General features: G+C 40.1%; 9 protein-coding genes. All 9 read left to right on the top strand.

Annotated features, from left to right (window positions below; all coding sequences use genetic code 11):
- The first annotated feature begins 161 nt into the window (after positions 1–161).
- The 9 genes from ccdA2 (at position 162) to HT703_RS04260 (ending at position 15,451) form a co-directional block, all read left to right on the top strand.
- Entirely contained in the window at positions 162–872 is a 711-nt protein-coding gene (ccdA2, locus tag HT703_RS04300; RefSeq protein WP_000509841.1) for a thiol-disulfide oxidoreductase-associated membrane protein CcdA2, read from the top strand.
- A gap of 19 nt (positions 873–891) precedes the next feature.
- Positions 892–1,458, top strand: coding sequence for a redoxin family protein (locus HT703_RS04295; protein WP_023932957.1), 567 nt, complete (start codon positions 892–894; stop codon positions 1,456–1,458).
- Positions 1,459–1,468: 10 nt separating this feature from the next.
- A complete protein-coding gene (gene msrB, locus HT703_RS04290; RefSeq protein ID WP_054392959.1) occupies positions 1,469–2,581 on the top strand; it encodes a peptide-methionine (R)-S-oxide reductase MsrB in 1,113 nt (370 codons plus the stop codon).
- Between the two features lie 337 nt (positions 2,582–2,918).
- On the top strand, positions 2,919–3,656 hold the full coding sequence (locus HT703_RS04285) for a response regulator transcription factor (RefSeq protein ID WP_000222621.1): 738 nt from the start codon (positions 2,919–2,921) through the stop codon (positions 3,654–3,656).
- Complete coding sequence (locus tag HT703_RS04280; RefSeq protein ID WP_054392958.1) at positions 3,653–5,344, top strand: sensor histidine kinase; 1,692 nt, start codon at positions 3,653–3,655, stop codon at positions 5,342–5,344. The genes HT703_RS04285 and HT703_RS04280 overlap by 4 nt, the downstream gene beginning before the upstream one ends.
- Before the next feature lie 114 nt (positions 5,345–5,458).
- Complete coding sequence (locus HT703_RS04275; protein WP_031222745.1) at positions 5,459–6,022, top strand: TIGR01440 family protein; 564 nt, start codon at positions 5,459–5,461, stop codon at positions 6,020–6,022.
- A 21-nt stretch (positions 6,023–6,043) separates the two neighbouring features.
- Positions 6,044–13,051 carry a ZmpA/ZmpB/ZmpC family metallo-endopeptidase gene (locus tag HT703_RS04270; RefSeq protein WP_172929947.1) on the top strand — a complete coding sequence of 2,336 codons (7,008 nt, stop codon included), beginning with the start codon at positions 6,044–6,046 and terminating at the stop codon, positions 13,049–13,051.
- A gap of 60 nt (positions 13,052–13,111) precedes the next feature.
- On the top strand, positions 13,112–14,833 hold the full coding sequence (pabB, locus tag HT703_RS04265) for an aminodeoxychorismate synthase component I (RefSeq protein ID WP_172928538.1): 1,722 nt from the start codon (positions 13,112–13,114) through the stop codon (positions 14,831–14,833).
- The gene (locus HT703_RS04260; RefSeq protein ID WP_119920120.1) at positions 14,834–15,451 is read left to right on the top strand and encodes an alpha/beta hydrolase; all 618 of its coding nucleotides are present in this window, start codon (positions 14,834–14,836) and stop codon (positions 15,449–15,451) included.
- The last annotated feature ends 46 nt before the right edge of the window (positions 15,452–15,497 follow it).

The raw sequence follows: 15,497 nt of genomic DNA, 5'->3' as shown, positions 1-15,497 counted from the left end.
TGATACTATGCGCTTTTGTGCTTTGACAGTTTTTGTATAGTTTTTGTCCAAGATTTCTAAATCATCTGATTAAATTCCTATTTTTCCCTATCATTGTCCCTGTTTTTTCGAAAATGGAAGGAGTATAATAAATCTATCAATAAAATGATAGGAGGAACTTTATGGGTCATATTTTCTTTTTTCTAAGTGTCTTTTTGGCAGGAATTCTATCCTTCTTTTCTCCTTGTATCTTACCCTTGTTACCAGTCTATGCAGGGGTGTTACTAGATGATAAGGATAGTGCTCAGGCTTCTAGTGGCAAATTTTCCATCTCAGTTGTTAGTTTATTACGAACTCTGGCCTTTATAGCAGGAATTTCCTTTATATTTATTTTGTTGGGCTATGGAGCTGGTTTTTTAGGCGACTTGCTTTATGCTTCTTGGTTCCAATATGTGACGGGTGCGGTTATCATTCTCTTAGGCTTGCACCAGATGGAGATTCTACACTTTAAGGGGCTTTATAAGGAAAAGAGGTTACAACTGCAAGGACAGGGGCAAAATGGTAAGGGCTATAGTCAGGCATTTTTATTGGGCTTGACCTTTAGTTTTGCTTGGACGCCTTGTGTGGGGCCGGTTCTTGGCTCTGTTTTGGCCTTGGCGGCTTCAGGTGGCTCAGGTGCTTGGCAGGGAGCGGGTCTCATGTTGGTGTACACGTTGGGCTTGGCGCTACCATTCTTGCTTCTAGCTCTGACCTCTAGTTATGTTTTGAAACATTTCCGAAAACTTCATCCCTATCTCGGAATCCTCAAAAAAGTGGGTGGTTTTCTCATTATTGTGATGGGACTCTTGGTTCTGTTTGGAAATGCTTCAATTTTAAGTCAATTATTTGAATAAAATGGAAAGGAATATCAATATGAAAAAATGGCAAACATGTGTTCTTGGAGTAGGTTCGCTCCTTTGTTTGACGGCTTGTTCAGGCAAGTCCATGACTAGTGAACACCAAACGAAAGATGAAATGAAGACGGAGCAGACAGCTAGTAAAACAAGCGCAGCTAAAGGAAAAGAGGTGGCTGATTTTGAATTGATGGGAGTAGATGGCAAGACCTACCGCTTGTCTGATTACAAGGGCAAGAAAGTCTATCTCAAATTCTGGGCTTCTTGGTGTTCCATCTGTCTGGCTAGTCTCCCAGATACGGATGAAATTGCTAAAGAAGCTGGCGACGACTATGTGGTCTTGACAGTAGTGTCACCAGGACATAAGGGGGAGCAATCTGAAGCGGACTTTAAGAATTGGTATAAGGGCTTAGATTATAAAAATTTCCCAGTCCTAGTTGACCCATCAGGCAAACTTTTGGAAACTTATGGCGTCCGTTCTTACCCAACTCAAGCCTTTATAGATGGTGAAGGAAAATTGGTCAAAACGCAACCAGGTTTCATGGAAAAAGATGCAATTTTACAAACTTTGAAGGAATTAGCCTAGGAGGTGTCCTATGAATGATAAGTTAAAAATCATCATGTTGCTAGGAGTATTTTTTCTAGCCATAACCGGTTTCTATTTTCTATTGATGAGAAATGCAGGGCAGACAGATGCCTCGCAAATTGAGAAAGCGGCAGTTAGCCAAGGAGGAAAAACAGTGAAAAAAACAGAAGTTAGTAAAGATGCAGATTTGCACGAAATTTATCTAGCTGGTGGTTGTTTCTGGGGAGTTGAGGAGTATTTTTCTCGAGTTCCCGGGGTAACAGATTCCGTTTCAGGCTATGCAAATGGTAGAGGAGAAACAACCAAGTACGAATTGATTAACCAAACAGGTCATGCAGAAACCGTCCATGTCACCTATGATGCCAAGCAAATTTCTCTCAAGGAAATCCTGCTTCACTATTTCCGCATTATCAATCCAACCAGCAAAAATAAACAAGGAAATGATGTGGGAACCCAGTACCGTACCGGTGTATATTACACAGATGACAAGGATTTGGAGGTAATCAACCAAGTCTTTGATGAGGTGGCTAAGAAATACGATCAACCTCTAGCAGTTGAAAAGGAGAGTCTGCAGAATTTCGTAGTGGCAGAGGATTACCATCAAGACTATCTCAAGAAAAATCCAAATGGCTACTGCCATATCAATGTCAATCAGGCTGCCTACCCTGTCATTGATGCCAGCAAATATTCCAAACCAAGTGATGAAGAATTGAAAAATACCCTGTCACCTGAGGAGTATGCAGTCACCCAAAAAAATCAAACAGAACGGGCTTTCTCAAACCGCTACTGGGATAAATTTGAATCTGGTATCTATGTGGATGTGGTAACTGGCGAACCTCTCTTTTCATCAAAGGACAAGTTTGAGTCTGGTTGCGGATGGCCTAGTTTCACCCAACCAATCAGTCCAGATGTCGCTACCTACAAGGAAGATAAGTCCTACAATATGACGCGTATGGAAGTGCGGAGCCGAGTAGGAGATTCTCACCTTGGCCATGTCTTTACGGATGGTCCACAGGACAAGGGCGGCTTGCGCTACTGTATCAATAGTCTTTCCATCCGCTTTATTCCTAAAGACCAAATGGAAGAAAAAGGCTATGCTTATTTACTAGATTATGTTGATTAATACTCTTCGAAAATCGCTTTAAACCACGTCAGCGTCGCCTTACCGTGGGTAGGGTTGAGACTGGGCAAAAACTCAATTTGAGGAGAGAATAAAGCAAATTTTCTAACAATAAAACACATAATATCAAGAATTTTTAACACCTGATACTATGCGTTTTCTAATTTAAAAGACTTTTTGCCCAGTCTCTCCATCCACAACCCCAAAGCCGTACTTTGAGCAACCTGTGGCTAGCTTCCTAATTTGCTCTTTGATTTTCATTGAGCATAAGAAGGTTTTCCTAAGCAGTTAGAGGAGAATTTTGCTATACTGATACTAGTAAGTGGTAAAGGAGAGAAGCATGACCTATACAATCTTAATCGTAGAAGATGAATATCTGGTAAGACAAGGTTTGACTAAACTGGTCAATGTAGCAGCCTACGATATGGAAATCATCGGTCAGGCTGAAAATGGAAGGCAGGCTTGGGAATTGATCCAAAAACAGGTGCCAGATATCATTTTAACCGATATCAACATGCCTCAGCTAAATGGCATCCAGTTGGCCAGTCTGGTTCGGGAAACCTATCCTCAGGTGCATCTAGTTTTTTTGACTGGCTACGATGATTTTGATTATGCCTTGTCTGCTGTCAAACTCGGTGTGGATGACTACCTGCTCAAGCCCTTTTCTCGTCAGGATATTGAGGAAATGTTGGGGAAAATCAAACAAAAACTAGACAAGGAAGAGAAGGAAGAGCAGTTACAAGATTTATTGGCCGATAAGTTTGAAGGAAACATGGCCCAGAAAATCCAGTCCCATCTGGCTGATAGCCAGTTTAGTTTAAAGTCTTTGGCCAGTGACTTAGGTTTTAGTCCGACTTATCTGAGTTCCTTGATTAAGAAAGAGTTGGGCTTGCCTTTTCAGGATTATCTGGTGAGAGAACGTGTCAAACAAGCCAAGCTTTTGCTTTTAACTACAAATCTGAAGATTTATGAGATAGCTGAAAAGGTTGGTTTTGAAGATATGAACTACTTTACCCAACGTTTTAAACAGATTGCAGGTGTGACACCTCGTCAGTTTAAGAAGGGAGAAGGCCGATGAAGCGTTCTTCTCTCCTAGTCAGAATGGTTATTTCCATCTTTTTGGTCTTTCTTATTCTCCTAGCTCTGGTCGGGACTTTCTACTATCAATCTAGTTCTTCAGCCATTGAGGCCACCATTGAGGGCAACAGCCAAACGACCATCAGCCAGACTAGCCACTTTATTCAGTCTTATATTAAAAAATTAGAAACCACCTCGACCGGTTTGACCCAGCAGACGGATGTCCTAGCCTATGCTGAGAATCCCAGTCAAGATAAGGTCAAGGGAATCCGAGATCTATTTTTGACTATCTTGAAGGCAGACCAGGACTTGAAAGCTGTTGTACTGGTCACCAAATCAGGTCAGGTCATTTCTACAGATGACAGTGTGCAGATGAAAACTTCATCTGATATGATGGCTGAGGATTGGTACCAAAAGGCTATTCATCAGGGAGCCATGCCTATTTTGACTCCAGCTCGTAAATCAGATAGTCAATGGGTCATTTCTGTCACTCAAGAACTTCTTGATGCAAAGGGAGCTAATCTGGGCGTGCTTCGTTTGGATATTTCTTATGAAACTCTGGAAGCCTATCTTAACCAACTTCAGTTGGGTCAGCAGGGCTTTGCCTTTATCATCAATGAAAATCATGAATTTGTCTACCATCCTCAACACACAGTTTATAGTTCGTCTAGCGAAATGGAGGCCATGAAATCCTACATCGAGACGGGTCAGGGCTATACGCTAGATCACCAATCCTACGTCAGTCAGGAAAAGATTGCAGGAACTGATTGGACGGTGCTTGGCGTGTCTTCGCTGGAGAAGTTAGACCAGGTTCGGAGTCAACTCATGTGGACCTTGCTTGGGGCAAGTGTCACATCTCTTCTTGTCTGTCTCTTCTTGGTTTGGTTAAGTCTCAAACGCTGGATTGCTCCTTTAAGGGACTTGAGAGAAACCATGTTGGAAATTGCTTCTGGTGCTCAAAATCTTCGTGCCAAGGAAGTTGGTGCCTATGAACTGAGAGAAGTAACTCGCCAATTTAATGCCATGTTGGATCAGATTGATCAGTTGATGGTAGCTATTCGTAGCCAGGAAGAAACGACCCGTCAGTACCAACTTCAAGCCCTATCAAGCCAGATTAACCCTCATTTCCTCTATAATACCTTGGATACCATCATCTGGATGGCTGAATTTCAGGATAGTCAGCGAGTGGTTCAGGTGACCAAGTCCTTGGCGACCTATTTCCGCTTGGCACTCAATCAAGGTAAGGACTTGATTTGCCTGTCTGATGAAATCAATCATGTCCGCCAGTATCTCTTTATCCAGAAACAACGCTATGGAGATAAGCTGGAATACGAGATTGCTGAAAATCCTGCCTTTGATAACCTAGTCTTGCCCAAGTTGGTTTTGCAACCTCTGGTGGAAAATGCTCTTTACCATGGCATCAAGGAGAAGGAAGGTCAGGGACATATTAGAGTTTCTGTCCAGAAACAGGATACAGGCTTGGTCATCCGCATTGAGGATGATGGAGTTGGCTTCCAAGATGCTGGTGATAGTAGTCAAAGTCAACTCAAACGTGGGGGAGTTGGTCTTCAAAATGTCGATCAGCGTCTCAAACTTCATTTTGGAGAACATTACCAGATGAAGATTGATTCTGCACCCGACAAAGGAACGACGGTTGAAATATACATAAATAGAATAGAAACTAGTTAACTCCCAGTCAATTCTGGGAGTTTTATGCGTAATTGGGCAAGCTTTCCAGGTCGTCTATCTTGCTAAAAACAAGAAAAAACGGTATGATAGATAGTGACAAAAGAGGTGGCAGAGATGAACGAGACACAGATTCAAAGAGAAACACGTCAGATAGTGAAAGATGTTTTAGAAAAGGCCAATTTGAAACAAGGCTCTATCTTTGTTTTGGGTCTTTCCTCTAGTGAAGTGATAGGTGGTCAGATTGGCAAGGAATCCAGCCAAGAAATTGGCGAAATCATTGTGAAGACCATCCTAGATCTCCTAGAAGAAAAAAGAATTCATCTAGCTGTTCAAGGCTGTGAGCATGTCAATCGGGTTCTCGTCGTTGAACGTCAGGTGGCAGAGCAGTTTGGTCTGGAAATCGTCAGTGTCCTTCCTACTCTCCATGCAGGAGGTTCAGGTCAATTGGCAGCCTTTAAGTTTATGCAAGATCCAGTTGAGGTTGAATTTATCAAGGCTCATGCTGGATTGGATATCGGAGATACTGCAATTGGTATGCATGTCAAGCATGTTCAGGTTCCGATTCGCCCTCTTTTGAGAGAGATTGGTCATGCCCATGTAACGGCGCTGGCTAGTCGTCCAAAATTAATCGGAGGTGCGCGTGCGCACTATCCGCAAGATTCTATCAGAAAGTCGTGAGAATAAATAAAGGAGATGAAAGTGTTTAAAAAAGACCGTTTTTCAATTCGTAAGATTAAGGGAGTTGTAGGTTCTGTATTTCTTGGAAGCCTTTTGATGGCTCCTTCTGTAGTGGACGCAGCCACCTATCACTATGTAGATAAAGAGGTTATTTCACAAGAAGCTAAAGATTTAATCCAGACAGGAAAGCCTGATGGAAATGAACTTGTTTATGGTTTGGTGTATCAAAAAAATCAGCTGCCACAAACAGGGACAGAAGCATCTGTTTTGACAGCTTTTGGTTTGCTGACTGTTGGGAGCTTGCTTTTAATCTACAAGAGAAAGAAAATTGCCAGCGTCTTTCTAGTTGGAGCTATGGGATTGGTAGTCCTTCCTAGTGCAGGAGCTGTAGATCCAGTTGCTACTCTAGCACCGGCTAGTCGAGAGGGTGTTGTTGAAATGGATGGTTATCGTTATGTTGGTTATCTATCAGGTGACATCCTCAAAACGCTTGGCTTGGACACTGTTTTAGAAGAAGACTCAGCTAAACCTGAAGAGGTAACTGTGGTCGAAGTTGAGAATCCCCAAGTAACAACAAATCAGGAGCAAGCTAAGCCAGAAAACCGAGCAGTAGAGACAGAGGAAGCTCCTAAAACAGAAGAAAATCCAAAGGAAGAACCAAAATCGGAGGTAAAACCTACTGACGAAACCCTTCCTAAAGTAGAAGAGGGGAAAGAAGATTCAGCAGAACCAGCACCAGTCAAATCGGAAAGTCAACCATCAGACAAACCAGCTGAGGAATCAAAAGTTGCAACTCCAGTAGAACAACCAAAAGTCCCAGAACAACCCGTGCAACCTACACAACCGGAGCAGCCAAGGATACCAAAAGAATCATCACAACCAGAAGATCCTAAAGAGGATAAGGTATCGGAAGAGACACCGAAACAAGAAGATGCACAGCCAGAAGTAGTAGAAACAAGAGATGAGGCTTCTAATCAATCTGTTGAAGAACCAAAAGTGGAAACGCCTGCTGTAGAAAAACAAACGGAACCAAAAGTTGAACAAGTAGGTGAACCAGTTGCGCCAAGTGAAGACGAAACGGCACCAATGGCACCAGTCTCTCCAGAAAAGCAACCAGAAGCTTCTAAAGAAGAGAAGACTGCGGAAGAAATACCGAAACAAGAAGAACAACCAGTAGAAGCTCAAGTTGAACCAGAAAGTCAACCAACAGAAACTTCACCAGCTGCTCAACCAGCAGAACATCAGAATGAAGAAACAAAAGTAGAACAGCCAGCAGTAGAACATAAAACAACTCCTGAAGAAGGTGTGTTAAATGTAATAGAGGTTAAGTCTGAAGTTATAGTAACTAAAGAGCCTGTGCCTTTTAAGACAGTTGAGCAAGATGATGAGAACCTCGCTAAGGGAAAAACAAGGGTTATTCGAGAAGGTGTTGCTGGCGAACGCACTATTTTAACTGAAGTCACTACTACTGATGGTAGACAGTCCAGTAAAGTACTAGAGGATACAATAACAACCAATCCAGTAGATGAAATAAAGGGTGTTGGTACTAAAGAACCAGTTGATAAAAGTGAGTTAAAGAATCAAATTGATAAAGCTAGTTCAGTTTCTCCTACTGATTATTCTACAGCAAGTTACAATGCTCTTGGATCTGTTTTAGAAGCTGCAAAAGGTGTATATGCTTCTGACTCTGTAAAACAACCTGAAGTAGATAGCGAGACAGCTAAACTTAAAGATGCTATCGACGCTCTTACTGTTGATAAAACAGACTTAAACAAAACTATCGAAGATGCGAAATCAAAAACTAAAGAGCACTACAGTGATGCATCTTGGACAAACCTTCAAAATGTATTAGCCGAAGCTGAAAAAGTTACAAGCAACCCAGCAACAAAACAAAGCGAAGTAAATCACATTGACGAAAAACTTAAAGCTGCTATTGCTGGATTAAATACAGATAAGACTGAACTTGAAAAACAACTGAATCTTGTAAACGAAAAAACTCAAGCTGACCACAGTACTACATCTTGGAACACTCTAGAAGAATCGAAAAATGCCGCTCAAACTGTAAAAGATAAGGCTACCGCTACTCAAGCTCAAATCGACGAAGCTACTAAAAAACTTAAAGCTGCTATTGACGCTCTAAGCGTTGATAAAACAGACTTAAACAAAACTATCTCTGATGCGAAATCAAAAACTAAAGAACACTACAGCGATGCAACTTGGGCAAATCTTCAAACTGTACTAGCTGAAGCTGAAGAAGTTACAAGCAACCCAGCAACAAAACAAAGCGAAGTAAATCACATTGACGAAAAACTGAAAGCGGCTATCACTGATTTAACTACAGATAAGACTGAACTTGAAAAACAACTTGCTGATGCTCAGTCTAAGACTGCTACTGACTACAGTACTGTATCTTGGAGCGCTCTAGAAGAAGCGAAAACTGACGCTCAAGCTGTAAAAGACAACGACAAAGCTACTCAAGCTCAAATCAAGGATGCAACTGAAAAACTTAAAGTTGCTATCGATGCTCTTACTGTTGATAAAACAAAATTACAAGAACAAATAACAAGAGCAGAAACTAAACAAGAAGCTGACTACAGTCCAACAACTTGGAATGACTTCAAAAATGCTGAAATAAAAGCAAAAGAAATCAACAGCCGAACTACTCCTCTTCCTAAACAAAGTGAAATAGATGCGGCTACTCAAGCTCTTCAAGACGCTATTAAAGCTCTTGCTGTAGATAAAACTGCATTACAAACGGCTATTAACACAGCTAACAGCAAACGTAAAGAAGAATACACTACTCAAACATGGAAATCTTTAGAAGACACTCTTACAGCAGCAAAATCTGTAAATGCAGATGATGCTACTACTCAAAGCAAAGTTAATGCAGCTACCGAAAAATTAGAAGAAGCTATCAAAAACTTAGCTCCATTAACTGAAAAACCAGTATTAAAATTTGTAAATACTGATAAGAAAGTATTAGATAAAGAAGTAGTTGCTAAGTATTCTCTAGAGAATCCAACTAAGACAAAAATTAAATCAATCACAGCTACCCTGAAAAAAGATGGACAAGTTGTTAAGATTGTGAATCTAACAGAAAATAATCTAAATGCGTTATTAGACAATGTAGAATACTTCAAAGAGTATACTCTATCTACTACTATGGTTTATGATAGAGGTAATGGTCAAGAAGAAACTGAAACATTAGAAGATAAACAAATACAATTAGACCTTAAAAAAGTTGAAATTAAAAATATTAAAGAAACAAGCTTAATAAGTGTTGACGATGCAGGTGTTGAAACTGACTCAAGTTTACTTTCAGAAAACCCAACGAATGTTGCTTCACTTTACCTACGAGTTACAACTCATGACAACAAAGTTACAAGACTTGCTGTTGACAAGATTGAAGAAGTAGAAAAAGACGGAAAAACTTTATATAAAGTTACTGCCAAAGCACCAGACTTAGTTCAACGTAATGCTGATAATACACTTAGCGAAGAGTATGTTCATTACTTTGAAAAACAAAAAGCAAAAGAAGGTAATGTTTACTACAACTTCAACGAGCTTGTAAAAGATATGAAAGCTAACCCTAGCGGTGAGTTCAAACTTGGTGCAGATCTAAATGCAGCTAATGTACCAACTCCAAATAAAGAGTATGTTCCTGGTATATTTAAAGGTAAGTTATCAAGTGTTGACGGACAACGTTATTCAATTCACAATATGTCTCGTCAGTTATTTGATAACATTGAAGGTGGTTCGGTTAAAGATGTTAACTTAGCTAATGTCGATATTAATATGCCTTGGATTGATAACATTTCTGCTCTTGCTAGAACTGTTAAGAATGCCACTGTTGAGAATATTAAAGTAACTGGTAGCATTACTGGTAGAGATGGAATTGCCGGACTTGTTAACAAATTAGATAACGGTGGGCAACTTACTAATGTTGCTTATATCGGTAAACTTACTGGTGTAGGTGATAGAGGATGGGATTTCGCTGGTATGGTTGGTGAAATCTGGAAAGGTAATGTTGATAAAGGATATGTAGAAGCTGATATAGTTGCTAATAAAGCTCGTATCGGTGGATTTGTTGCTAGATCAAATAACAGTGGGGATCCTAACGGAATTGGTAAATATGGTTCTGTTCGTAATGCTGTTACTAAAGGAACTATTAAGGTAAATACACCTGTTGAAGTAGGTGGTTTCCTTAGTAAGAACTGGGCATGGGGTAAAGTTGCAGACTCTGTGTCTATGATGAAAGTTGAAAATGGTGAAGTGTTCTATGGATCTAAAGATATTGACGCAGATGGTGGATACTTCTCAAATAACGCTTTAGAACGTAACTTTATCGTAAAAGATGTAAGTACAGGTAACCGTTCATTTAAATTCTCTGTTTCTAACAGAATTAAAGAAGTTTCTCAAGAAGAAGCTGACCAGAAAATTGCAACATTAGGAATTACAGCTAATGATTATGTTATCAATCCTCTTGTTTCAGATACATTAAATAATGTTAAACCAAAAGCTGATACTTATAAAGATACTCAAGATTATGATGCATCTCGTGAACTTGCCTACCGTAATATCGAAAAACTTCAACCGTTCTACAATAAAGAATGGATTGTAAACCAAGGAAATAAATTAGCTGCTGATAGTCATCTTATGACCAAGGAAGTCCTATCAGTTACTGCTATGAAGGGCAATGCCTTTGTAACAGAATTGGCTGATGCTGACCACATTTTGGTGCACTATGCTGATAAGACCAAAGATATCTTTACTGTTTCGCTGAAAGAATCTAATGTCAAACAAGTGAAAGAGTACAGCATTGCTGAACTCGGAGAAGTTGTCTATACGCCTAATATCGTTGACAAAGACCGTAGTGATCTTATCAATGCTATCGTTGAAAAATTAAGCCCAGTTGAGCTACAATCAGATCCTATCTACACACACCTAAATAGAACCGGTCCTAACAAAGTAAATGCGATTAAGAACCTTTACCTCGAAGAAACCTTCAAAGAAGTCAAGGATAATCTGGCGAAATTTGTGAAACAGTTGCTTGAAAATGAAGATCATCAATTAAACACAGATGAATCTGCTAAACGCGCCTTGATCAAGAAGATTGATGACAATAAGGCTGCTGTTCTTCTTGGATTAGCTTACCTAAATCGTTACTACGGTGTTAAATTCGATGACTTTAATATTAAAGAATTAATGCTATTCAAACCTGACTTTTATGGTAAAAATGTTAATGTGTTAGACTTCTTGATTAAGATTGGTTCTAAAGAAAGAAATGTTAAAGGGGATAGAACTTTAGAAGCTTATCGCGAAACTATCGGTGGAGTTATCGGCATAGGCGAGTTAAACAGTTTCTTAGACTATAATATGCGTCTATTCACAGAAGATACGAACCTAAACGATTGGTTCATAAAAGCTACTAAAGATAATGTATATATTGTTGAACCTAAAACTACAACACCTGAATTTGCTGATAAGAAACACAGAGCCTACGAGGGATTAAACAATGACATGCATGGTAAGATGATTTTACCACTTCTTAACCTGAAAGATGCACATATGTTCTTAATCTCAACATATAACACTATGGCTTACAGTTCATTTGAAAAATACGGTAAGAATACTGCAGAAGAACGCGAAGCATTCAAAGCTGAAATCAATAAAGTCGCTAAAGGTCAACAAAATTACCTAGACTTCTGGTCTCGCTTATCATTAGATAAAGTTCGTAATCAACTGCTTAAGAGCAACAACATGGTTCCAACTCCTGTGTTAGATAACCAAAACTATAAAGGAATCAGCACAGATAAATACGGACATACGAATAGTGGTAAAGACGTAGCACCTATCCGTGAATTATACGGACCAACAGGTCGTTACCACGCCACTGATTGGCGTATGGGGGCTGTAGCTCGTATTTACGGTAACCCTTATAAAGATGATTCAGTCTTCTTCATGGTTACTGATATGATTAGTGATTTCGGTATCTCAGCCTTCACTCATGAAACAACTCACGTAAATGACCGTATGGTTTACTTAGGTGGTTCAAGACACCGTGAAGGTACAGATCTTGAAGCATTTGCTCAGGGGATGTTACAAACGCCATCGGTATCAAATCCAAACGGAGAATATGGCGCATTAGGTCTAAACATGGCCTACGAACGTCCAAACGATGGAAACCAATGGTACAACACAAATCCAAATGACCTCACTTCTCGCGCTGAAATCGATCATTACATGAAAGGTTTCAACGATACTCTAATGCTTCTTGACTACCTTGAAGGTGAAGCAGTTCTTGATAAACACAATAAAGACTTAAACAACGCTTGGTTTAAGAAAGTTGCTAAAAAACTACGTAACGCTAATACGAAGAACCAGTATGACGAGGTTCGTGATCTGAATGCAGAAGAAAAAGAATATAACTTGACTTCTGTTAACGATCTAGTAGACAAGAACTTCATGACTAAACACGGTCCTGGTAATGGTACTTATGACCCAACTGGATTTGGCTCTGCCTATGTAACTGTACCAATTACCGCTGGTATCTATGGTGCTAACACAAGTGAAGGAGCTCCAGGAGCAATGTCATTCAAGCATAACACCTTCCGTATGTGGGGTTACTTTGGATATGAAAAAGGCTTCCTAAATTATGCTTCTAACATGCTGAAAAATGAGTCTAAAAAAGCTGGTCATGCTACTCTAGGTGATGATTTTATTATCAAGAAAGTTTCTGATGGTAAATTTAGCAACCTAGAAGATTGGAAGAAAGCTTACTTCGAAGAAGTTGTGGATAAAGCTAAAAAAGGAATTCAATCTATTGAAATTGATAGTACAATATACAATAGTTATGAAGACTTGAAACGTGCATTTGCTGAAGCAGTTGATAAAGATAAGGCGACATTGAAGACAGATAAAGATGGAAATAAATCTGTTTCTATGTCTAATACAGTGACACTTAAAGAAAAACTCTTCAAGAAGCTTCTTCAACAAACAAATAGCTTTAAAACTTCAATCTTTAAATAATCGAAATCTCTCATCTGCTTTGCGGATGAGGGTTTTCTTATTTTATGCTATACTTAAGGTATGCATAGAAAAACAGTGATTGATTTTAGGGCTTTGGGGGAGAGATACATCTTTACCCAGCCTATTAAAGAGTTGAAAACGAGAAATGTAGAAGAAGTGGCAGATTTGCTGGCACAAGTGGAAAGCTACCAAGAGCAAGGTTATTATGTGGTGGGCTATGTCAGCTACGAGGCTGCACCTGCTTTTGAGGAAAAATTAGCAGTTCACAAGGATCCACTACTGGGAGAGTACCTGCTTTACTTTACTGTTCATGATAGCGTAGAAACTTCCCCTATTCCTCTGACTTATGAGGATATTGATTTGCCCTCAAATTGGCAGGAAGTGACGTCTGCGGCAGACTATGAAAAGGCGATTGCCCAAATTCACCATCATTTGCGGCAGGGAGACACCTATCAGGTCAACTACACCGTTCAACTCAAACAAGACTTAAATGCCAATCCTTTTGCTATCTACAATCGTATGGTGGTAGAACAGGAGGCGGGCTACAATACCTATATTGAACATGATGAGATGGCAGTGATTTCCATGAGCCCAGAGCTCTTTTTTGAGCAAAATGACCGCGAGTTGACAACGCGACCGATGAAGGGAACGACTCAGCGTGGGGTAACTGACCAAGAAGATCTTGAACAGGCCAGTTGGTTGGAGCAGGATCCTAAAAATCGGTCTGAAAATATGATGATTGTGGACCTCTTGCGCAATGATATGAACCGTATTTCTGAGGTGGGGAGCGAGCACGTGGAGCGTCTGTGTCAGGTAGAGCAGTATTCAACTGTTTGGCAGATGACTTCGACCATCAAGAGTCGGTTGCGAGCAGATGTTGATTTAGTTACAATTTTTCGCTCTCTCTTTCCTTGTGGATCCATAACGGGCGCACCGAAAATTGCGACAATGGAGATTATCAAGGACTTGGAGCCACAACCGCGTGGAGTCTACTGTGGAACGATTGGTCTCTTGCTTCCAAATGGACGACGGATTTTTAATGTGGCCATTAGGACCATTCAACTGCATCAAGGGAAAGCCATCTATGGAGTTGGCGGAGGCATTACATGGGATAGCACTTGGGAATCTGAATACCGCGAGGTTCATCAAAAGGCGGCTGTTCTCTATCGTAAACAAGCTCGTTTTCAGCTGATTACGACTGGGAAAATCAGCCAAAAACAACTGCTGTTTGAAGAACAACATCTGGAAAGACTGATAAAAGCTAGTCGATATTTTGCCTTTCCTTTTGACCCAGAAATTTTGAGACAAAAGATTGAAGAAGAGTGTCAGACTTGTGATGCTAATCAAGATTACCGCTTGCGAATCAGCATTAGCAAATCTGGAGAGATAGAAGTCAATCGTCAAGTATTAACACCCCTTAGTCCACAGTTCTGCCAGGCTAAACTTTGTCTGCAAGAAGCCAATTTGCAGCAAGCTTTTACCCACTTTAAAACGACTCATAGACCATACTTGAGTTTAGGGGAGCAAGAGATCATTTACTACAATAAGTCAGGAGAACTGCTTGAAACCTCTATCGGAAATCTGGTTTTGAAAATTGCTGGGAAACTCTACACACCGCCTATCCGACTTGGAATCTTGCCAGGAATTTACCGTCAGCATTTGCTGGAAACAGGACAGGTAGAAGAGAAAGTCTTGACCTTGGCAGATTTAACCCAAGCAGAAGCTATTTACGGCTGTAATGCAGTGAGAGGCTTGTATGAACTAAGCCTTGAGGAGAACTAGATGAAATTGATATTTTTGCATGGGTTAGGGCAGTCAGCAGAGTCTTGGAAAGAAGTTCGTAATCTACTGACAGATTATCCTTCTGAGGCTATCGAGTTATTTCCTTCTGGAGTTAGTAACTATCAACAAGCTAAAGAGCGAGTTTATCAGCACCTAGCTCAAGAGACAGAACCTTTTGTTTTGATTGGATTGTCCTTAGGTGCTGCCCTGACACTAGAACTTTCCAGTTACGATTCACCAAATCTTCGAGCTTTGATTCTGTCAGGATGCCCGCTTAAATTAGCAGGGAATATCCTATTTTATCTTCAGTTGCTGATTTTTAAACTACTTCCCAAAAGAGTATTTGAAAAACAGGGAGCAGACAAGACTTTTATAATAGGTATTTCCAAAGAATTGAAGACACTTGACTTAACGGATATAGCAGGGAATTGCCCCTATCCAACCTTACTAATTTGTGGCAGCAAAGATAAACCGAATCTTAGTTCTATGAGAAGTCTTCATAAACTAATATCAGAATCCCAATTTCAGATTATCCCAGATGGCCCTCATGTCTTGAATAAGGAAAAACCAAAGGAGTTTGTAGAAAAGACCAGAAGTTTCCTTGAATTGCTGAAATAAGTTTGATAAAATAATATTGAAATCGATAACATCGTTAGAGGAGAAA

This window comes from Streptococcus sp. 3874, from assembly GCF_013276425.1.
GTDB lineage: Bacteria > Bacillota > Bacilli > Lactobacillales > Streptococcaceae > Streptococcus > Streptococcus pseudopneumoniae.
This window is presented reverse-complemented; position numbering and strand designations above follow the sequence as displayed.